This is a genomic window from Pedobacter sp. (assembly GCF_965227205.1).
Lineage (GTDB): Bacteria > Bacteroidota > Bacteroidia > Sphingobacteriales > Sphingobacteriaceae > Pedobacter.
In genome coordinates this window covers 536,557-557,665 of sequence record NZ_OZ245727.1, presented here as the reverse complement: position 1 = coordinate 557,665, position 21,109 = coordinate 536,557, and the positions used below count along the sequence as shown (strand labels likewise).

At 33.1% G+C, this 21,109-nt stretch carries 19 protein-coding genes and 1 tRNA gene; 15 read left to right on the top strand and 5 right to left on the bottom strand.

The window, feature by feature from the left end; all coding sequences use genetic code 11:
- Positions 1-10 precede the first annotated feature (10 nt).
- From ACO05K_RS02195 to ACO05K_RS02175, 5 genes are all read left to right on the top strand, one after another.
- A tRNA-Cys gene (locus tag ACO05K_RS02195) sits at positions 11-84 on the top strand.
- A gap of 35 nt (positions 85-119) precedes the next feature.
- Complete coding sequence (locus ACO05K_RS02190; RefSeq protein ID WP_231465309.1) at positions 120-290, top strand: spore protein; 171 nt, start codon at positions 120-122, stop codon at positions 288-290.
- A gap of 237 nt (positions 291-527) precedes the next feature.
- On the top strand, positions 528-1,583 hold the full coding sequence (locus tag ACO05K_RS02185) for a serine hydrolase domain-containing protein (protein WP_421942829.1): 1,056 nt from the start codon (positions 528-530) through the stop codon (positions 1,581-1,583).
- Between the two features lie 45 nt (positions 1,584-1,628).
- Positions 1,629-2,567, top strand: a complete 939-nt coding sequence (locus ACO05K_RS02180; RefSeq protein WP_421942828.1) for an alpha/beta fold hydrolase — start codon at positions 1,629-1,631, stop codon at positions 2,565-2,567.
- Positions 2,568-2,636: 69 nt separating this feature from the next.
- The gene (locus ACO05K_RS02175) at positions 2,637-3,308 is read left to right on the top strand and encodes a DNA alkylation repair protein (RefSeq protein ID WP_421942827.1); all 672 of its coding nucleotides are present in this window, start codon (positions 2,637-2,639) and stop codon (positions 3,306-3,308) included.
- Here the strand turns inward: ACO05K_RS02175 and xerA are convergent.
- Positions 3,305-4,129, bottom strand: a complete 825-nt coding sequence (gene xerA, locus ACO05K_RS02170; protein ID WP_421942826.1) for a site-specific tyrosine recombinase/integron integrase — start codon at positions 4,127-4,129, stop codon at positions 3,305-3,307. The genes ACO05K_RS02175 and xerA overlap by 4 nt on opposite strands.
- 331 nt (positions 4,130-4,460) lie before the next feature.
- On the opposite strand from xerA, the gene ACO05K_RS02165 reads away from it, so the two are divergent.
- From ACO05K_RS02165 to ACO05K_RS02135, 7 genes are all read left to right on the top strand, one after another.
- Positions 4,461-5,069: a hypothetical protein gene (locus tag ACO05K_RS02165; protein ID WP_421942825.1), complete on the top strand. Its 609-nt coding sequence runs from the start codon at positions 4,461-4,463 to the stop codon at positions 5,067-5,069.
- Between the two features lie 70 nt (positions 5,070-5,139).
- Entirely contained in the window at positions 5,140-5,586 is a 447-nt protein-coding gene (locus ACO05K_RS02160; protein WP_421942824.1) for a hypothetical protein, read from the top strand.
- Between the two features lie 136 nt (positions 5,587-5,722).
- Entirely contained in the window at positions 5,723-6,820 is a 1,098-nt protein-coding gene (locus ACO05K_RS02155) for a hypothetical protein (protein ID WP_421942823.1), read from the top strand.
- A gap of 71 nt (positions 6,821-6,891) precedes the next feature.
- The gene (locus ACO05K_RS02150; protein WP_421942822.1) at positions 6,892-8,178 is read left to right on the top strand and encodes a hypothetical protein; all 1,287 of its coding nucleotides are present in this window, start codon (positions 6,892-6,894) and stop codon (positions 8,176-8,178) included.
- Positions 8,179-8,239: 61 nt separating this feature from the next.
- Positions 8,240-9,172, top strand: a complete 933-nt coding sequence (locus tag ACO05K_RS02145) for a VOC family protein (protein ID WP_421942821.1) — start codon at positions 8,240-8,242, stop codon at positions 9,170-9,172.
- 123 nt (positions 9,173-9,295) lie between these two features.
- Positions 9,296-9,709 (top strand): DUF1801 domain-containing protein, encoded by a 414-nt coding sequence (locus ACO05K_RS02140; protein WP_421942820.1) that lies wholly within the window; start codon positions 9,296-9,298, stop codon positions 9,707-9,709.
- Positions 9,710-9,753: 44 nt separating this feature from the next.
- Entirely contained in the window at positions 9,754-10,314 is a 561-nt protein-coding gene (locus ACO05K_RS02135; protein WP_421942819.1) for a DUF4256 domain-containing protein, read from the top strand.
- Between the two features lies 1 nt (position 10,315).
- On the opposite strand, the gene ACO05K_RS02130 is transcribed toward ACO05K_RS02135, so the two are convergent.
- The 3 genes from ACO05K_RS02130 to ACO05K_RS02120 all read right to left on the bottom strand — a co-directional run bounded on the left by ACO05K_RS02130 (position 10,316) and on the right by ACO05K_RS02120 (position 12,739).
- On the bottom strand, positions 10,316-11,347 hold the full coding sequence (locus ACO05K_RS02130; RefSeq protein ID WP_421942818.1) for a quinone-dependent dihydroorotate dehydrogenase: 1,032 nt from the start codon (positions 11,345-11,347) through the stop codon (positions 10,316-10,318).
- A gap of 202 nt (positions 11,348-11,549) precedes the next feature.
- Entirely contained in the window at positions 11,550-12,200 is a 651-nt protein-coding gene (locus tag ACO05K_RS02125) for an NAD(P)-dependent oxidoreductase (protein WP_421942817.1), read from the bottom strand.
- 128 nt (positions 12,201-12,328) lie between these two features.
- Entirely contained in the window at positions 12,329-12,739 is a 411-nt protein-coding gene (locus ACO05K_RS02120) for an Rrf2 family transcriptional regulator (RefSeq protein WP_421942816.1), read from the bottom strand.
- Positions 12,740-12,864: 125 nt separating this feature from the next.
- On the opposite strand from ACO05K_RS02120, the gene ACO05K_RS02115 reads away from it, so the two are divergent.
- A complete protein-coding gene (locus ACO05K_RS02115; RefSeq protein ID WP_421942815.1) occupies positions 12,865-15,948 on the top strand; it encodes an AsmA family protein in 3,084 nt (1,027 codons plus the stop codon).
- A gap of 182 nt (positions 15,949-16,130) precedes the next feature.
- Here ACO05K_RS02115 and nudK read toward each other — a convergent pair whose 3' ends face one another.
- On the bottom strand, positions 16,131-16,721 hold the full coding sequence (gene nudK, locus ACO05K_RS02110; RefSeq protein WP_421942814.1) for a GDP-mannose pyrophosphatase NudK: 591 nt from the start codon (positions 16,719-16,721) through the stop codon (positions 16,131-16,133).
- A gap of 665 nt (positions 16,722-17,386) precedes the next feature.
- Here nudK and ACO05K_RS02105 point away from each other — a divergent pair.
- Positions 17,387-19,294 carry an ABC-F family ATP-binding cassette domain-containing protein gene (locus ACO05K_RS02105; protein ID WP_421942813.1) on the top strand — a complete coding sequence of 636 codons (1,908 nt, stop codon included), beginning with the start codon at positions 17,387-17,389 and terminating at the stop codon, positions 19,292-19,294.
- A gap of 488 nt (positions 19,295-19,782) precedes the next feature.
- Complete coding sequence (locus tag ACO05K_RS02100) at positions 19,783-21,060, top strand: DUF5103 domain-containing protein (protein WP_421942812.1); 1,278 nt, start codon at positions 19,783-19,785, stop codon at positions 21,058-21,060.
- Positions 21,061-21,109: the final 49 nt, after the last annotated feature.

Sequence of the window (21,109 nt, the reverse complement as noted above, 5' to 3'; positions counted from 1 at the left end):
TGAATTTAAGGGTCGAGTGGCCGAGTGGCTAGGCAGAGGTCTGCAAAACCTTCTACAGCGGTTCGAATCCGCTCTCGACCTCCATTTGTACAAATAAAGAATAATAAAAGGTTAAAACCATGGCAGTTACCAGATTAAAAAGAAAAGACAGAAGAAATAAAAATACCGCTCACCAAGAAGTGGATTTCTTAAAAAGAGCTACTAACATTGAGTTAGGAAGTCGCTCTGCACAACCTAAAAACGACCAATTAGCTAAAAACAATGCTGTTTTAGCTGCATTAGCAAAATAGTTTTTAGAATCTTCTTAAAAAGATTTAAAGCATCCTTCTGATCAAAGGATGCTTTTTTTGTGCCTTGATTTTTCTTAAATAATTTCTGTTTTTACTTTTATAATATTTTTCAAATATTGTACATTCGCCAATTCGAAATTCATTTCGAAAATCCCTATCAATTCGGAATATTATCTTAAGTCCGATAAATTATATTAACCAAATTAAAATATCAAAAAACAGATTATAAAAATCTAAATGAAAAACATTTTTAACCTTCTCTATTGCATTCTATTCATCTCACTTTCCTCTTGTAAATCTTATGCACAGCAGGAAAATCATTATAAAGCTCAGATTGATAGCCTTATCCAAAATAAAACGCCAAGAAGTTTTAATGGTGTTATTTTAATTGTTCAAAACGGGAAAACAAATTACGAAAAAGCATATGGCTATACTAACTTTGATAAAAAGACGAAGCTTAAAATTCCGGATAGATTTTCTACAATGTCTATCGCAAAGCAAGTAACAGCTACGCTTGTTTTGCAAGAGGTACAAAATGGAACGATTGATTTACAGGTACCCATTCGTAAATATTTACCAAACTTTAAATATAAATGGGCAGATACAGTCACTATGCATCAGCTATTAAACAATACCTCTGGCTTGTTTAGCGAGCAATTAGATAGACCTTTGAAGTTTAAACCAGGTACAGCATTTAATTATTCTAATATTGGCTACTACGTAGCCGGATTAGTTTTAGAAAAACAAAGCGGCAAAAGTTTTGAGCAGCTGGTAACTGCTATTTTTAATAAATGCAAAATGAATAATAGCGCCTATCCTACCGAATTAACGAGCAAACTCCTGGTAAAAGGACATACCATAAAAAAAGAAGGTACAGTTGTACTCAACGAGAAATTAAGTATGAAACCTATAGATTATTTCGGTAGTCATTTAATTGTTTCTGCTCCAGATTTAGCTAAATGGAACAATTGCTTACACAATGGAGCACTTCTAAAACCTGAGGCCTATAACTTAATGACAAGTTATACGATTACCGATACGCATAAGGTTTTCAGCGAAAACCCAATTGGTTATGGCTATGGTTTGAGAATTAACGATAAAGCTGATATTTTTGAAATTGGTCATACGGGTTTTCATCCAAACGAAGGATATACTGCTGTAAATTTATATTATCCTAAACGCAAAACAAGTGTAATTGTAATCGAAAACCAAGCATTCGAAAACTTTGATATTGCTTATTATTTTGAGCAGGAAATTAGGAAAATTGTTATGAAAAGCACTTTGCTTAAATAAATACAACCAACTCTATTATACAAATTGCTCACATTCTTATATAAAATGATCAAAAAAGCAGCTACTTTTCTTTTATTCGTTTTAATATCATTTAATGCGATTGCTCAAAAAAGCACAATATATTCAAAAGCTTATGGCGTAAATACCAATCCACCAGTAATTTTTATTCACGGTGGGCCAAGAGGAAATTCGACACTTTTCGAAGGAACAACCGCTCAAATATTGGCCGATAAAGGTTTTTATGTAATCGTGTACGATCGTCGTGGTGAAGGTCGTTCGGCAGATAACACTACGAAATTTACCTTCAAAGAAGCAATTGATGATTTAAACCATCTCTTCGCAGTTTATAAAATTAAAAAAGCTAATATTATTGCCCATAGTTTTGGTGGCTTAGTAGGCACACTTTATACCGAAGAGCATCCTGAAAAAGTAATTTCTTTAACGCTTGCAGGCGCACTATTTTCTCAACAGGAAACTTATAATCATATTTTAAAAACTACTAAAAAAGTCTTTACCGAAAAGCATGACACCTTAATGCTTTCCAAAATTTCAAAGATTAAAAAATTAGCTAAAAATTCAGCAGAATACAGAAAACAGTGCTACGAGGTGGCAAGTAAATGCAACTATTTTAAAATGCCATCGCCAACAGCAGAATCGAGAAAGCTTTGGGAAGATTATGAAAATGGAGATTTTAATAAAGTTAACATCAGAAATGATAATGCACCAATATTATTTTATAAAAATGAAAGCAGAAATAATATTGATACAAAACCTATTCTAAAGAAGCTAAAAACCAAGGTTAAGCTTTATGCTATTTACGGACGAGATGATAGAATATTTTCAGTAAAACAGCTTAATGATATGAAAGTGATTGTAGGTGAAAAAAACTTTTCAATAATAGATAATTGTTCTCACTATCCATTTGTAGACCAACAGAAAATTTTTGTTGAAACTTTTGCAAAATGGATACAATCAATCTATTAATTCTGCTGGAAAAAACTTTGATAATATATTCTCGAAAAGATAAATTTGAGAAAGCATAAATATTACAAAATGACCGTTCAAGAAACATTATCTCAACTTCAATCGCATAGCGATGAAAAAGTTCGACAAATGCACATTAAAAATGGCGCTAGAGAAAATTTATTTGGCGTTAAAATGGGCGACATTAGAGCTTTAGCAAAAAAGATTAAAACTGACCACAAGCTAGCGCTTGAACTTTGGGAAACTGAAAATATTGATGCGAGGTTGTTATCGATTTTGATATTAAAACCTAAAGATTTATCGCCCAATGAAATAGAAAAAATGGTTGCATCAGAAAGTTTTACTTGGGCAGCAGATTGGTTTTACAATTATGTAGTTAAAGATTATCCAAACAACGAACAATTTCGAGAAAGGTGGATAAATGCCAGTAATAAATTGCTTTCAAGAGCTGGCTGGAGCTTAACGAGCGGGCGGGTGGCAAGAAATCCTGAAGGGCTCGAATTGGATGCATTACTTAACAGAATTGAAGCAGAAATGCCAACAGCAGCAGCTGAAACACAATGGACAATGAACACAACTTTAGCTCAAGTTGGGATTCATCATCCAGAATTTAGAGCAAGAGCGTTATCAATAGGTGAAAAATTAGGAATTTATAGAGATTACCCGGTATCAAAAGGCTGTACTTCCCCTTTTGCCCCTATTTGGATTAATGAAATGGTAAACAGGCAGAAAAACAATTAAAAATCTAACGGACTTAAAACTTTGCTTTTTGCCACATCGGTTATATGGGTATAAATTTGGGTTGTGTTTAAGTTGTTGTGTCCTAAAAGTTTCTGAATGTAACGGATATCGGTTCCGTTTTCTAATAGATGAGTTGCAAAACTATGTCTTAAAATATGTGGCGACACTACCTTACCGATTTTTGCAATTACAGCAGCCTGCTTAAGTATAGCTTGTACGCTTCTGGGTGAGTACTGTTCTTGAGATTGCCCTTCGAATAAATAAATTTTAGGCAAATAAGTTTTAAAATAAGACCTCAGCAGTGGCAGAAGCGATTTTGGTAACATCACCTGCCTATCTTTTTTACCTTTAGCATTTCTAATATTTATCACTTCATTTTTTGAATCAACATCTTCTATTTTTAAATTAATTAATTCACTTAACCGCAAACCACAACCATACAAAGCACTTAAAATTGCCTTATGCTTGAGGTTGGTAACCACCGATAATATTTTTTTAACCTCATCCTTGGCGAGATATTTTGGCAATTTATGTTCAGTGCGTTTGGGAAATAAATCATCTATGTTCAATAGCCTATTAAATACCATTTTATAAAACAATTTTAAACTGGCTATCAGGTGTTTTTGGTAAGCTGCCGAGATTTTTTTTTCTCTGATGATTTTAACGAGATAAGCTTCGATAATTTTTTCGTTGATATCGGTAACCAAAAATTGATTATTCTCTTTGAAGAAAATAGATAAAGCCGCCGTGTATGATTTTATGGTGGAGTTGCCATAACGGGCAATTTCCATTTTTTGCTTAAAAATTTCTGAGTATTTCACAATTAATCTTTTGGTAAACATTCGTAAATCCAAAAGAATGTAATTGATAACAATAGAGATAAAAGACTGAATATAAATAGAATAATTCGATTATATAAAAAAATATTAAATTGGATTTACGAATGTTTTATAAATTGGATTTACGCAATGCGTAAATTTAGATGTTACCAGTGTAAGCTGAAAAGCACTACAGCGAATAATAAATTAAACCTTACACATCTAAGACTAATCCTATCGAATTTTAATTACCACGAATTTTTCAGAATAAAGATAATAGCTTTAATTAAGCGTGTGATTTTGAGTGAATACAAACGCTCTAAAAAAACTCCGAATGAAAACTATAGCAACATCTTTTCTTCTATCAACAGTCTTCCTCTCCTCCTGTGCGCAAACTAAAACGCATTCTATAACAGATAAGGAGATGATTAATGTTGAAAAACTCACTACCAATTTCGACGTACAAAATTATTTTGAAGACAAAGATTTGTTAAAAAAAGGCGAATACACCTTGAAGCGAAAAAAGAAGATTGTAATACGAAAAGATGAGGCTAAAGATATTATCGATTATTACCTGGTACTTCACTCCCAGGTAGACACATTAGCAACTTTTGGTTCTCTTGCATTTACTTCTGTAGAAGGTTTTACAAATAACGACAATGCTTTCTTCGGATTGGTTTTTAGAAATTACCAGAAGTTGAATGATACCGCCTTTAAAGAAAAAATTGATGTTTTACAACAATTGCTAGGTAAACCAAACTTCCAATTCAAAGACCAAATGCGGGATTTAACTAGCAAAAAATTGTATAGTTGGAAAATTAAAAACCTGATTTACGTAGCCTATTTAGATTATCAAGATTGGTTGCGGCTTCACATTATTAATGCTGATAAATTTAAAGAAATTGACAAAACAGAACTTGGATGGAAATTAATAGACTTATAAACTTTAATTATTTAGAATAAGGTTGTACCTGCATACGTCGAACTTTAAAATTTATAATAACCGATTAAAAATGAGGAAACTACTCAAAGTTATCATTGTTGAAATTACGCTGATGCCCGTTTTTGCATTTTCTCAAACCAGCAGAAATTTCATTTCTGTTGGCTATTCGAGTATTTGTTATGGTACGCCATCAGAAAAACCAGTAATGGATTTTATTAAAAATTTTGAAAAAAAGAATAAGCTAAAACCTTTTGAAATGTTTGTAGAACATGGTTTAGGAAAAGAAGGTGAACATGCTTTTTATATTGGCACAGATAATTTAAACACCAAACTGCTAAAATCTTTCTTCAATGGATTAAAAATTACAGCTTCAAACCAAAATAAAAAGCATTCGAAAAATGGGGATGGTTTTGTAAATGTAGATGATAAACTTACCCCGAATTCTACTTTGAAAAGTATAAAAGCCAATCCAAGAACCCGAATTAGTTCTTTAGAAACTTATGATTACAAAAAATAAAAAATAGAAAATGTAGATTAACAACGTGGATTGGAATGCCTATTGAAAGTAAAAATAGGTTCGGTTACGAATAGAAATAATTTTAAACGAACTTAAATAAATTGAAAAATGTATATAACCGTTATTTAAAAAATTAATGAAGAAAATGCTCTTATCTATACTTTTAATTATTATTATTCTATTTGTGATAGATAAATGCACTGTTATTAATTTATCGCCAAAACTGCTTTTCAATCAAAATAAATACAAGAAATTTCCAGAATTAAATGATGGTTTACAATGCGATAAATTTTCGATAGAAAGAGCTACGCAAACAAGTAATGCTGGTATACAATACTTTCCAAAAAAGAATTTCTTTCTGATTAACAATTTAAATCCTATAAAAATAGATAGTATTGGTAATAAAGTTTTTGAGTTAGACATCGAAAAACAACACACCTTTAATTTCTTAGAGATTATTAACTGTTTTGTTGTTGGCATTGATAGTATTTACGATTTTTCTGACGATAAATCCACTTCAAAGCCATTTAATGAAGTATTGAATAAAGATAAAAGCATTAAATCCGAAAAATGGACACAAATATTTGAGCAGTTGTATCAATCTTCAGATATAGTATTGTATGGTTGGCGTACCGAATTTAACTCAGCTCAATGCGTTTACTTCCACGCTGAAGGCAAATGGACAAAACTTTACCTTTTTGACAATTTAGGGTCTATCTACATTTTTTCAGAAGGCTCGAAAACCAAGTGCAAAATAAAAGGCAAAGAAATTCCCCACAAATGGTATGAAACGCATTACCTTAAAGATGTGAAGAAAGCAAAATATTCAAATGAATATCGTTATACAGACAGCTACATCACTCCTTATAATATTGATGTATCATTTTTTCCCGACCAGAAACTTAAATATCAATCGATTGGCGAGATAAAAACACTTGCCTTTTCAAAAGAAGCCTACACAACCGAAGGTTATTTAAACCCGGGTATTCCATCTGCATTTTATGGTACAGGTTATTATGAATTGACTACAGATAACGCCACTTTAAGCTTTAGAACAATTGCTTACAAAAATAATGGCTTAGCAGAAAGTATTCAGACTGATACGTATCTTTTTAGTTTACCTGAGGCTTTTGCAAATAAAAGTGAAGTTTGTTTTCTCTCTTATGATTACAGCACAAATTTTCACGAAAACAATAAAAAAGGAGTCTATGTAATTAAGAAACATCAGCAATAACATGTAAACTAGCCCCCTTTTTAAAACTCGGTACAATAGTCGATATTAGCTTTAAGAATAAATTTTTTAGCATGAAATACCTTATATTAATACTCTTGATTCTACCGTTCTCTGGATTTAGCCAGAAGATAATTTCTGATGATGTTACAAATTTCTGGAAGGCTTATGATAAAGTTATTCTGGAAAAAGATTCTGTAAAGCAGTTGCAGCTAATTAAAACCTTGTACATTAACAAAGGAACACCGGGTTTAAATGGCATTATGAAGGCAAGAGGTTATTCGGCTGAAGAATATGTTTTCGCCATAAATCATTATCCAAAATTCTGGACTTCTGTTAGAAAAAACACTTTACAAGCTGGTAAATATTCAAACGAAATTCAAAAAGGCATTAATAAGTTAAAAGCAATTTATCCTGATTTAAAACCAAAAAACACCTATTTCGAAATTGGAATTTTAAGAACCAACGGAACCATTTTAGATGGCATGGCTTTAATAGGAAGTGAAGTTGCCTTGACAGATAAATCTGTTATTACAAATGAATTTGATAATCGTTATCCACACTTAAGAGGTTATTTTAATACCGATCCTATCAAAAACGTTGTTTTCTTGAACGTACACGAGTATTTACACACACAACAAAATACAACGTTAGGAAATTCGGTATTAGCGCAATCTATTCTGGAAGGTGTTGCCGAATTTTTGGCTGAAACAGCTTTGAATAAAAAATCACCAAATCCTCAAATTGAATTTGGATACAAAAATGAAGTAAAAATAAAGACAGCTTTCGAAAAAGAAATGTTCTCTCCTTATCTTGGAAATTGGATTTGGAACAATCCTAACAATGTATTTGGAATGAGAGATTTGGCATATTTTGTCGGCTTTGCGATATGTAAGAAGTATTATAACGAAAGCATAAACAAAAAGGCGGCTGTAAAAGAAATGATTGAACTTGACTACAATAATGAGCAAGAATTGACAAAATTTGTTGAGAAATCTAAATATTTTGCAAAACCACTAAACTTTTATAAAAACGAATTTAATAAGTTAAGGCCTAAAGTTGTTGGAATTAAAGAATTTAAAAACGGAAATGATAATGTAAATATTGAAAATAAGGTAATTACATTAAATTTTTCTCAACCGATGAATGTAAATACAAGAGGTTTCGATTACGGTCCTTTGGGCGAAAGCAATGTACTAAGTGTTAAAAGAGTAATTGGTTTTTCAAGTGATAAAACATCATTTTCGTTTGAGGTAAGCTTACTTCCTAATCGTCAATATCAATCTACGGTAGTTAATTTTAGAGATGCGAACAACTTTCCAATCGAACCTTTTTTGATAGATTTTAAAACTTCTAAGTAATAAATTTTCACTTCTGGCTTGAGCCAAACATAAAGACTAAATTTTTATCTACCATATTAAAATGATTTTTAGATACGCAAGACATACAACTGACTTGAAAAAAATTGAAAAATTTTATACTGAAATTGTTGGACTTGAAAAATTGGGTGGTTTTGAAAATCACAATAACTACGATGGGCTTTTTTTGGGGCACAAAAATTCAAATTGGCATCTGGAGTTTACAACTTCTAATGAAAAACCGCAGCATAAATTTGATGAAGATGATATTTTAGTCTTTTACGTAAGCAGTAAAATCGAACTAAAAATAATTACGAATACGATTGAAACAAATAACATTCTTATAGCAACACCTAAAAATCCTTATTGGATAGAAAACGGGTTAACTATTTCAGATCCCGATGGCTTTAACATTGTCTTTTCGCTCAGAGAACTGAATTTTACTTCAAACGATGATTTAACGAATTTGGCTGTAGATAAAGGCATTCAAAATTGGAGTGAGTTAATTGAATTCACACAAAAATTACCATATGGACGAAATCAAAATCGCGAAGATTTTTCACTTATTATTAAAGAAAACAAGGGAACTTGTAGTTCCAAACATTCCTTTTTAAAAAAGATAGCTGATTTAAATAAATTTGAAAATGTAAAACTGATTTTAGGAATGTATCGAATGCACAATTTGAATACACCAAAAATTGGGAATATGCTTTTAGAAAATGGCTTAGAGTATATTCCAGAAGCACATTGCTATTTAAAATTGAACAACCAACGCATTGATATAACAAATAATAGCTCAAACATTGAAAACTTAATTTGTGATATCATTGAAGAAATTGAAATTGAGCCTGAACAAGTAAATACTTTCAAAGTAGACTACCACAAAAAATACATACAAAATTGGATTATTGAAACCGATATTAAAATGGGCTTTGAAAAGATATGGGAAATTAGAGAACAATGTATTAAAAAATTAAGCGAATATATTTTAACATGATAATCAAACAATTACACATCAAAATCGAATAAAAACATGAAATATACACTCTTAAAAATGATTAATTTTCTAGATTTAAACTTCTAAGTAAATTATTAATTTACAATTGCAAAAACTATTAAAATGGGAAAGCTAGCCGAAATAAAAACAAAAGAGAACGATTTAAGTGTAGATGATTTTATTAATAATTTGGCTACAGAGCAAAAACGTGAGGATAGCCGTAAATTGATTAATTTAATGCAAGAAGCTAGTGGAGAAAAACCGAAAATGTGGGGCACTAAAATGATTGGTTTTGGATTGAAAAGATATAAAAGCCCCAATACTAACAGAGAGGTTGATTGGTTTAAAATTGGTTTTTCACCGCGAAAAGCAGATTTTTCTTTAAATTTAGTTTTAAGTTTACAAGCACACGAAGACAAATTAAAACAGCTGGGAAAGCACAAATCTGGCGTTGGTTGCCTTTACATTAACAAACTAGCCGATGTAGATGAGCGTATTCTAAAAGAGTTAATAATTTCTGCTTTGGAAGACAAATAATAAGTTAATCGCATCAAAGTTTAGAGGATAAATAAATTAATATTATGAGTAAAAATTCATTATCTGTTCAAGAATCTGAAGCATTGCTATGGTTATTAAAAGCCCGTTTCGAAAAAAATACCAATCGACATAAGGATATTGAGTGGAGCAAAGTTGAAACTAAGCTGAAGAACAATTCTGGTAAACTTTGGTCGCTAAATGAAATGGAACGCACCGGAGGAGAACCTGATGTTATTGGCTATAATAAAGAAACTGATGAATATTTATTTTGCGATTGCGCTACCGAAACACCAAAAGGTAGAAGAAGTATTTGTTACGATAGAGCCGCTTTAGACAGCAGAAAAGAATTTAAGCCTGAAAATACAGCTATCGATTTAGCTAACGAAATGGGAATTGAGATACTGGATGAGGATAATTACAGAGCCTTACAAAAGCTGGGTAAATTTGACATGAAAACATCCAGCTGGATAAAGACTCCCGAAAATATTAGAAAATTAGGCGGTGCACTTTTTGCAGATTACAGGTATGAAACTGTTTTTGTTTACCACAATGGCGCATCATCATACTATGCTGCAAGAGCATTTAGAGGAATTTTAAAAGTATAGGCTATTTAACCAAAGCCTTGCAAATCGATTTGATTAAGCCAGGTCCTTCATAAATAAAGCCTGTATATAATTGCACCAAACTTGCACCAGCATCAAGTTTATCCTGAGCATCCTTTGCAGAATGGATTCCTCCAACCCCAATAATCGGGAAAGCTTTGTTTGATTTTTCTGAAAGATATTTAATTACTTCTGTAGAGCGTTCTTTTACAGGTTTACCACTTAAACCACCCGTTTCACCTGTTAATGTTTTTTCAGTAGCTAAATTTTCTCTGCTGATGGTTGTATTAGTTGCAATAATACCTGCAATTTTGGTTTCTGCAACAATTTCTATAATATCATCTAATTGCGCATCGGTTAAATCTGGTGCAATTTTCAGTAAAATCGGTCTGGAAATATCGTTTTTACGATTTCGCTGCTGAAGCGTATTTAAGATGTTTTTAAGCGGTTCTTTCTCTTGCAATTCACGTAAACCCGGTGTGTTTGGAGAACTTACATTAACTACGAAATAATCAACAACATCAAACAATCTATCGAAACATTTAATGTAATCGCTCACCGCGTCTTCATTTGGCGTAGCTTTATTCTTGCCAATATTTCCACCAACAACAATATCCGGATGTTTATCTTTTAGCATACGCAAACGCTCTGCCATTACATCTACTCCCTTGTTATTGAAACCCATTCGGTTAATTAAAGCTTCATCATTTGGTAAACGAAACATTCGGGGCTTATCATTTCCGGGTTGTGGCATTGGCGTAACGGTTCCAACTTCTATAAAGCCAAAACCAAGGTTACTCAAAGATTCTACATATTCGCCGTTTTTATCAAAACCTGCCGCTAAACCTACCGGATTTCTAAATTTTATACCAAAAACTTCTTTTTCTAAGCCTTTAATATGAAAATCAAAGCTGCTACGAATAATGGTTTTGCCTAGCGGGAATTTATCATTAAACCATTTTAACCGTTTTACAACGAAATAATGCACGTTTTCAGGGTCAAATTTGAAAAATATTGGTTTAATAAGGCGATACATGCCACGAAGATAAATAAAATATGGAAAATAATGGAAAATGGAGGATAATGAGAAAGGGATGAAAAATGGGAAATGGGAAATGGGAAAACCCACCGCCTATCTTAAATACCTAATTATATTTCTTACATCCTCATAATCCATATTCTATCTACCATCTTACATACCCATCATCCATCTCACATCATACCATCTTCCATCCACACTAGTATGCTGCTGTAAATTGCTCTTGGTGGTGCGCATTATTTTCCAACTCATCAGCAAGAACAATAGATAAATCTTCTACTGATAAAATTGAACGACCTTCATCATTAAAAACAGGAGAAGTTTTGCCTAAACGATATTTACCAGTACGGCCGATAGTAATGCCCGGGTGCATTTCAATTGCAGGACTGAAAAACAACCAATCCAATTCTTTCTCCTCTTTTAGTTTGTTGAAATAATCTCTCACAGCCGATGCGCCAGGATAAATTTCTTTCGGAAATTGTGGTCCATCAACCAATTGATTTCCATCGATTTGCAAAGTACCTGCACCACCAATAAAAATATAACGTTTAACACCCGATGCTTTTACCCCCTTCTGAATAGCTTCTGCGCCTGCAACTGTATCGTTATAAAGATTTGGATTAGTCCAGCCTGCATTAAACGCACTGATAACAGCATCAGTACCTTTTAAAGCTTCCGCCAATTTTTCTGTATCCAAAACATCAACTGCTAATTTCGTTACTTTTGTATCTGAGTTTTCAATTTTATCCGTATCACGGGCAATTGCAACTACCTCGTTACCACGACTTACTAATTCGTTTAAAAGGGCTTTGCCTACAAATCCTGAGGCGCCAATTAATGCTACTTTCATGTTATTTTATGTTTAATTGAGTGAATATTTAATTATTGAATTTTAAATGAGTGAATTATTGAATGAGAGTATTTTAAATGATTGATAATTATTGTAATATATTTTGTTACAGTTTTGTTGAAAAAATTTTATTTAAACTTCGATGAAAAATCTGCCAGTGTTTGTTTTGATAAATTTTCTATCAACGCATTTTCAGCATCATTGTAAAGCGTATTTAAATGCTGATTAATTTGTTTCCCAATTGGACATTTTGGGTTGGGTTCATTTTTACTTTGCCCTAAGATTGTAGCATTTTTTACTGCTTTGTAAAGCTCGCCCAGATTAATATCCGATGCATTTTTTGCTAGAAAAGAACCACCACCTTTCCCCTCTTTACTATTAACAAAGCCGTGCTTACGTAAATTTATAATCTCCTTACGCACCAAAACCGGATTAATATTAATGCTTCCTGCCAAATAATCAGAACTTACCAATGTTCCTTTTGCATCATCAAGCAAAGTGAGTATATGTAAGGAAATTGGATATCTGCTATTGTTCATTCTGTAATTATTTTTATTACAGAACAAATGTATAGAAAAAATCAATAAATCAAAAAAATGTTAAAATTTTATTCCTAATTCATCTAAAACTTATCTTTGCAAATATTTTTATCCAAACAAACGTATTGAAAAAGTTCTTCAAAATATCCGCTATCGTCATCCTTTCTATAATCGCCTTGCTGGTCGTTATTCCGTATTTAATTCCTAAAACCCTTACAAAAGAAGTTACACAGGTTATTAATAAAAACATTAAAGGCGAAGTAAAATTTGAAAGCACAAATATTTCTTTTTTCAATCATTTTCCTTCCTTAACACTTAATCTAAATGGATTTTTGCTTAAAGGTTCAGCGCCGTTTCAAAACGATACACTTATTTACACAAAGAAATTAGCTCTGGGTATTAATCTACTGTCGCTATTTTCTAAACAGATTAAAGTGGATGAATTTTATCTGGATGATGCCAGAATAAATATCCTAACGGATGAAAAAGGCCATGCCAATTACAATGTTTACGAGAGTAAGACCGGAAGCAAAGAGCCAAAAAGTGAAAACGAAACAGCTATAAAAATTGAAGGAATTTTCATCAACAACAGCAATTTAACCTATAGCGATAAATCGATACCGATGCTGATTCGCACAAAAGGTTTCAACTACATCGGGAAAGGAGACTTAAGCAATGCCATTTTTGATTTAAAAAGTTCACTCTCTATTAATGAGATGGATGTTTATTATGCAAACACGCCTTATTTATTAAAGAAAAAAATTAACGCAAAGCTGATTACAAAAGTTAATACCAACTCGTTAAATTTAATTTTTGATGAAAATAATTTAATCATTAATTCATTGCCAATTCGTTTTGTTGGTCATTTTTCTTTCTTAAAAGATGGATATGATATCGATTTCAGAACAACAGCGAAGGAAACAGATTTACATAACATTTTTACCGCCTTGCCACCTGAAATTGCTGATAGATTAGAACGAACTGACATTAAAGGCTATGCCGAAATTAATGCCTCATTAATTGGTAAATACATTGCCGAAACCCATCAAATGCCAACGCTTGCTTTTAATATGAAAGTTAGGGAAGGTTACATTTCAAATCCAAAAGCGCCGGAGCCGATAAGTAACTTGTTTCTGAATTTAAAAACGAAAATTCCCGGCTTAAATATGGATAGTTTAACCATCAATATGGATAGCCTTTATTTTAACATTGGTAAAGATTATGTTGCTTCGGTAACTAAAATAAAAGGCTTTAAAGAACCAGAAATTTACACTGATACACGTTCTAACATCGATTTAGAGAAATGGGCTAAAGTTGTAAATCTTGATAGTTTGGAATTAAAAGGCCGATTGAATATGAACTTAAAAGCTGATGGAAAATACAGCAAGAAAGTGGTGCATTCGGGCATCAGACAAGTAGATACCGTAATTGCAACTGTACCCAAATTTTCATTATTGGCATCACTTAAAAATGGTTATTTCAAATATCTGGCTTTGCCAACGGCGATAAACAAAATCAATTTTAAAGTAAATGGTTCAAATACTGATGGAAATTACAAAAGCACAAAACTAGCCATTGAAAACATTGATCTACAAGCCTTAAACAATTTCATTAAAGGTTACGCAAAGTTGCAAACAGCAGAAAATATGCCTTTAGAAGTTCAGTTGAAATCGATAATTAATCTTGGTGATTTAAAAACCATTTACCCAATTAAAGGCTACGAATTAAGCGGATTGCTCAACATTGATTTACTAAGCAAAGGACCATTTAATAAAGCAAAAAAGCTTTTTCCCGTTACCAAAGCAAATATTAGGTTTGATAATGGCAGAATTAAAACCACCAGTTTCGACCAGCCTTTAGAGCAAATTCAGATTGATGCAGATTTGGTAAATACCGATGGGACTTTAAAAAGCACCAAATTAAACATCAAACCTATTTCTTTTGTAATGGCTGGTCAACCATTTATGCTGAAAGCTGATGTACACGACTTTGATAATATTGCGTACAACGTTACCTCAAAAGGAACCATTGATATTGGTAAAATGTATCAGTTTTTCGCTGTGAAAGGCTACCAAGTTAAGGGTACAATTTTTACTGATGTAGTATTTAAGGGTTTGCAAAGCGATGCAATGAACGGCCGTTATGGTAAATTACAGAACAGCGGAAGCATGACGGTTAAAGATTTAAATCTTCAATCTGATTTATTTCCGAAAAGCTTTTTGATTAAAAACGGAGTATTTTCTTTCCGTCAGGATAAAATGAATTTCGATGCCTTTAATGCTAACTATGGCCAATCGGATTTTAAACTGAATGGAAACTTAAGCAACGTAATTAACTATGCTTTAAATGATAAGGCTAAACTTACGGGGACTTTTAAGCTAATTAGTGATAAAATTGTTGCTGATGAGTTTATGGTTTATGCTGATAATTCTTCTCAAAGTGGTTTATCTACTTCGAGTGGCGTGATTTTAATCCCTGAAAACTTAAACATTACTTTTTCTGCAGCTGCGAATAAAGTTGTTTATAACAGCTTAAACATTGAAAATGCAAAGGGAAACATGGTTATAAATAACGGAAATTTAGCTTTGAAGGAAACTGGTTTTAATATTGCAGGTGCTCAGGTTGGTATGGATGCCAATTACAAAAGCACGAGTTTAAAAACCGGAGTATTCGATTTTCATTTAACAGCGAAGGAATTTGATATTGCCAGAGCTTACAAAGAGATAAAGTTATTTAGGGAGATGGCTAGTTCGGCTTCTAGTGTTAAGGGCATCGTTGGTTTGGATTATCAACTTTCCGGCAAATTGAATGAGGAAATGTTCTCTGTATATCCATCATTAAAAGGTGGTGGTGTTTTGAGTTTAAAAAAAGTAAGCTTAATGGGTTTTAAAATGATGAATGCCGTGAGTAAAGCCACTAAAAGAGATAGTTTAACCAATCCAGATTTATCTGATGTGCAGGTAAAATCGACGATTAAGAACAACATCATAACCATTGAGCAAACTAAAATGAAGGTTGCAGGATTTCGACCACGTTTTGAAGGGCAAGTAAGTTTTGATGGTCGTTTAAATTTAAGCGGACGTTTGGGATTGCCACCTTTTGGCTTATTTGGTATTCCTTTAAGTATAACCGGAACGCAAGAAAAACCGATTGTGAAATTGAAAAGAAATAAAGAAGGAAAATTAGAGGAAACTGAGGGAGAGAAATAATGCAAATTATATTTTCAACGGTCGTCATTCCCAATTTAATTGGGAATCCTAAAACGGTTTGTATGCGCTTTAAGATTCCCGCCTTCGCGGGAAAGACGAAGAGCTAAATAAAACTTCGCTAAAAATTATCAGATTTTATTTTTCAGATAACCTCGAAGAAATATATAATTATTATTTTTCTATTAAGAATTACTTAAAAGCCCATTAATTTGCGCATACTGCAAAAGCATAATGGTTTTGCCGTCTTTAATTTCGCCTGTTTTTATCATTTCCAAAGCATTTTGAAAAGGCAATTCTAAAACCTCTATATTTTCTTGTTCTTCATGATGGCCGCCACCTTCACTCACTTTCATATCTTTTGAATATTCTGCGGTAAAAAAGTAAAGAATTTCGGTTACCGAACCTGGCGACATATAGGCCTCAAAAACTTTTTGAACATCTTTGATTTTATATCCCGTTTCCTCTTCAGTTTCTCGTTTTATGGCTGTTTCAGGGTTGTCTTTATCTAACAAACCAGCACAAGTTTCGATTAACATTCCGCTTTCATTTCCATTAAGATAGGTTGGTAAACGAAATTGGCGGGTAAGAATTACAGTTTGATTTTCTTTATTGTATAGCAGAATAGTTGCTCCATTACCCCTATCGTAGGCTTCGCGATTTTGAGTTTCGATTGTACCGTCTTTTTTATGGTATTCGAATGTGATTTTGTTTAAGGTGTACCAATTATCTGAAAGGATTTCCGTACTTAAAATTTTAATGTTTTCGTTGTTCATGCGTTTGTGGCTTTGAGCTCAAATGTATTAATTTTGAGATGCTGTAGCATTTTTTTTTACACTTTGTCACGTTGAGCCTGTCGAAACGCAGCAGCTAGCAAGTAAACAGGTCTTTTGACCAACGACTATTGAACCTGCTATTTTCCGTCATTGCGAAATTGATTTTTCATCAATTGAAGCAATCTCATCCATAAATAAGAAGATTGCCACGGTCGTGAAAAACTCCCTCGCAATGACGACAGCCATAAATTACGAATAGGTCCTTCGACAAACTCAGGATGACAGATTGGTTAAACATAATGCTAATAATTTCACTAATTTCATCGCCATTGTGCTTTAGCAGACGGAATTGAGTTTGCACCATGCAACCGCCAATACAAGGCACAAATTTTTGTTTCTAAACCTGATAGCGGCGAAAATACGTTTAAAATTGCAGCAACCTTGAATATGCTGTCATTCTGAGGAACGAAGAACCTGCAAGCTATGAAACAGATTCTTCGTTCCTCAGTATGACAAAAGTTTTTTAAAAGATTGTAGCGAATAGCAGGAACAAACTTTAAAAAATCTTCTGCCACTGCTTTCCAAAAAATCAAAAGGGCTAAAGATTTGTCTATTTCGCTTTCAAAAAGGAATTAGCTTTTAAAATTCGTACTTTTGCAGCCGAAATGATTTCAATAAACAATTTAACATTCCTTATTGGCTCGAGAGCCTTATACGATGAAGCGAACTGGCACATTAAACCTGGCGATAGAGCCGGCTTAATTGGCGCTAATGGAACCGGAAAATCGACCCTTTTAAAGATAATTGTTGGCGAATATGCCCCAACTTCTGGAACTGTTTCCATGTCGAAAGACTTGAAAATTGGGTATTTGAATCAGGATTTACTTTCTTACGATTCGCACCATAGCATTTTACATGTGGCAATGGAAGCTTTTGAGCGCCAAAACCAACTGCATGATGAAATTGAAGAACTGCTTAAAAAAATAGAGACTGATTACAGCGAGGAAGTTTTAAATAAACTTAGCGATAAACAGCAGGAATTTGAAGCCTTAGATGGTTACAATATAGAATACCGAGCGAACGAAATTTTAGCAGGTTTAGGTTTTAGCACTGCTGACCAACACCGTCCGCTGAATACTTTTTCGGGAGGATGGCGTATGCGTGTAATGTTGGCGAAAATTCTGCTACAAACGCCAGACATTTTATTACTGGATGAGCCGACCAACCACATGGATTTACCATCCATTAAATGGTTAGAGAACTATTTGGCGACATTTGAAGGTGCTATTGTTATTGTTTCTCACGATAGGTATTTCTTAGATAAAATTGTAAATAGAACGGTTGAATCTCGTAAAGGAAAATTAACGGTTTATGCCGGAAATTATAGCTTTTATGTAGAAGAAAAAGCTTTGCGTGGAGAAATTCAGAAAGGCGAATTTAAAAATCAACAAGCAAAAATTAAGCAGGAAGAGCGTTTAATTGAGCGTTTTAAAGCTAAGGCATCGAAAGCAAAAATGGCGCAATCGCGTATGAAAGCTTTGGATAAAATGGAGCGTATTGATGATGTTGATGATGATAACCCAACGGTAAGTTTCAGCTTTAAATTTACAAAGCCATCTGGCCGACATGTTGTTAGAATTGAACACGCAACTAAACATTACCCAAATGTTCATATTTTGGAAGATGCTGAAGCTGTGATTGAAAAAGGTGATAAAATTGCCTTAATTGGCGCTAACGGTAAAGGAAAATCTACCTTACTGAGAATGATTGCCGGAACTGAAAAGTTTGATGGTTTTTGCGAAACCGGACATAATGTAACAACTACTTTCTTCGCCCAGCACCAGTTGGAATCTTTACATCTGGACAATGCAATTTTAGAAGAATTACAGGCTTTTGCGCCGAAACACTCTGATACCGAGTTGCGTAGTATTCTAGGTTGTTTCTTATTTACTGGCGATGATGTTTTCAAAAAAATCAAGGTGCTTTCTGGTGGAGAAAAATCGCGTGTGGCTTTGGCAAAATCTTTAACTACAGATTCTAACTTCTTGATTCTGGATGAGCCAACCAACCACTTGGATATTCAATCGGTTAATATTTTAATTCAGGCATTACAACAATTTGAGGGTACTTTTATTGCAGTTTCTCACGATAGGTATTTCCTGGATAATGTTGCTAATAAAATCTGGTTTATAGAAAACGAACAGATAAAACAGTATCCTGGTACTTACGAGGAATATGAAGTTTGGAATAGCAATCGTGTAATTCCAGCTTCGAAACCAATTCCGGTAAAAATGCCAGAAAAGGTGAAAGAAGCTCCAAAACCTGCTACTCCAAATGCTGCAAATCAGTTAAAAAAACTGAATGATGAATTGAAAAAAATCGAAACATCAATTACTGAACAGGAAGTTACCGTTAAAAATATAGAAGCTGAATTAGCAGACGAAAATGTTTACAGCAAAGCTGATAAATTAGCCGAAGCGAATAAACGTTATTTAGCAGCAAAACAAGATTTAGATAATAGTCAGGCTAAATGGGAAACATTGGCTGGAGAAATAATGGAACTGGAAGGTTAATAAATTACGTCATTGCGAAGCCGATTTTTCATCGGCTGTGGCAATCTTATAAAATTGAGCCGCAGATTTTTCTGCGGCTTTTTTGTTTTTATTTGCCACGGAAACAAGAAAGATAAATTTGAAAACTTGATAGTAAAATTAGTTTTAGCCACAGATTAACAGATTTATGAAGCCAGATTTCTTTAGCTTTTTCTTATATTCCAATTGTCATCCTGAGCTTTCCGAAGTTTCGGGACAAGTAGTCGAAGGATTTGTTCTGCAGTATTGAAGATGTTTCGACAGGCTCAACATGACAATATGCAAGGATAGATTGATTATGAAAGCCTCTCTTCTTTTGCCACGGAAACACAGAAGGCACGGAAAATAAGATTGAAGTTTCGAGAGTACCTGTTTCGTGAAGACACGAAACAAGGCTTAAAAACTTCCGTGTAAATCCGTGTTTCCATGGCAATCCTTTTAAAATTGGTTATTACTATGTACTTTTAGTGATGCAAAAACTAATCGTTATACTTTTACTTTTCATCTCTACCCTAACCTTTGCCCAAACCAATAATACATTTACAAACGATAATAAAACTTACTTACCAAATATCAAAACTGTTCTTTGTTACAACACAAATAAGGAGCAATCTATTCCAATTATTCTACTAAACTCTTCAGAAACCATCGCATTTTCCTTTGATGATTTGTTAGGCGGCACAAAAAATTACTGGTATAGTATAGAACATTGCACTTCAGATTGGCAAACTTCTAAAATTTCTACGCTCGATTATCTCGATGGGTTTACAGAAGACCGAATATTCAATTACAAATACTCCTCAAATACGACAAGAAAGTACACGCACTATGAACTCACATTTCCAAATAGTCAAATAAGACCCAAAATAAGTGGAAATTATATTTTAAAGGTTTATGAAGATAACGACAAAAGAAAACCAGTTATCTCTCAAAGATTCTTCGTACTCGAAAACATTATTGCCATAGCAGCAGAAATTACAAATTCGCTTCAGGTTGCCGAAAGAACCACAAAACAGAAAATAAATTTTACGCTTAATCACAACATTGCTATTGCAAATCCTTATCAGGATATTAAAACAGTTGTGATGCAAAATTTCAATGTCAATACTGCTTTAGTTAATAAAAGTCCATCATTTGTTAAACCAAATCAGCTTGTATATAATGATATTAACACCAACGATTTTTGGGGAGATAACGAGTTTAGAAAATTCGATACCAGAAGCTTGCGCTACAAAGCTGGCAATGTAAAGGATATTTTTAGAGATAATGAATCTGTAAATGTGATGCTTTTTCAAGATGTAGCCAGAGCTAAGGAAGCCTTCGCAAATCAGCTTGATGAAAACGGGAACTTTTACATCAGAAATACCGATGGCCGTGACGATAAAACGGAATCAGAATACATTAGTGTTCTTTTTACTTTAAATGCAGCGGCGCCAACTATCAATGGTGAAGCTTATGTAGTGGGTCGTTTTAATAATTATACTTTATCAAAAGAAAACAAACTGCTTTTTGATGAGGGCAGAAAACAATTTTATGCCAATATTTTATTAAAGCAAGGACTTTACGATTATGAATATGCCTGGTTAGATAAAACAACAAACACAGTTGAAACAAAACCATTCGAAGGTTCTTTTTTTCAAACCGAAAACACATACCAGCTTTTTGTTTATTACAGAAAACCTGGCGCTAGATGGGATACTTTAATTGGGTTCACCAATCTATCTAATCGGGTAACTGATAGAAGATAATCCGTAAATATCCCTTTTTTGTTACAAGATTTTTCTTCCTTTTAAAACA

Bases quoted from the DNA above. Each gene is read 5' to 3' on its own strand.
- ACO05K_RS02190 (WP_231465309.1), top strand. From the start codon at position 120: ATGGCAGTTACCAGATTAAAAAGAAAAGACAGAAGAAATAAAAATACC.
- ACO05K_RS02185 (WP_421942829.1), top strand. From the start codon at position 528: ATGAAAAACATTTTTAACCTTCTCTATTGCATTCTATTCATCTCACTT.
- ACO05K_RS02180 (WP_421942828.1), top strand. From the start codon at position 1,629: ATGATCAAAAAAGCAGCTACTTTTCTTTTATTCGTTTTAATATCATTT.
- ACO05K_RS02175 (WP_421942827.1), top strand. From the start codon at position 2,637: ATGACCGTTCAAGAAACATTATCTCAACTTCAATCGCATAGCGATGAA.
- ACO05K_RS02165 (WP_421942825.1), top strand. From the start codon at position 4,461: ATGAAAACTATAGCAACATCTTTTCTTCTATCAACAGTCTTCCTCTCC.
- ACO05K_RS02160 (WP_421942824.1), top strand. From the start codon at position 5,140: ATGAGGAAACTACTCAAAGTTATCATTGTTGAAATTACGCTGATGCCC.
- ACO05K_RS02155 (WP_421942823.1), top strand. From the start codon at position 5,723: ATGAAGAAAATGCTCTTATCTATACTTTTAATTATTATTATTCTATTT.
- ACO05K_RS02150 (WP_421942822.1), top strand. From the start codon at position 6,892: ATGAAATACCTTATATTAATACTCTTGATTCTACCGTTCTCTGGATTT.
- ACO05K_RS02145 (WP_421942821.1), top strand. From the start codon at position 8,240: ATGATTTTTAGATACGCAAGACATACAACTGACTTGAAAAAAATTGAA.
- ACO05K_RS02140 (WP_421942820.1), top strand. From the start codon at position 9,296: ATGGGAAAGCTAGCCGAAATAAAAACAAAAGAGAACGATTTAAGTGTA.
- ACO05K_RS02135 (WP_421942819.1), top strand. From the start codon at position 9,754: ATGAGTAAAAATTCATTATCTGTTCAAGAATCTGAAGCATTGCTATGG.
- ACO05K_RS02130 (WP_421942818.1), bottom strand. From the start codon at position 11,347: ATGTATCGCCTTATTAAACCAATATTTTTCAAATTTGACCCTGAAAAC.
- ACO05K_RS02125 (WP_421942817.1), bottom strand. From the start codon at position 12,200: ATGAAAGTAGCATTAATTGGCGCCTCAGGATTTGTAGGCAAAGCCCTT.
- ACO05K_RS02120 (WP_421942816.1), bottom strand. From the start codon at position 12,739: ATGAACAATAGCAGATATCCAATTTCCTTACATATACTCACTTTGCTT.
- nudK (WP_421942814.1), bottom strand. From the start codon at position 16,721: ATGAACAACGAAAACATTAAAATTTTAAGTACGGAAATCCTTTCAGAT.
- ACO05K_RS02105 (WP_421942813.1), top strand. From the start codon at position 17,387: ATGATTTCAATAAACAATTTAACATTCCTTATTGGCTCGAGAGCCTTA.
- ACO05K_RS02100 (WP_421942812.1), top strand. From the start codon at position 19,783: ATGCAAAAACTAATCGTTATACTTTTACTTTTCATCTCTACCCTAACC.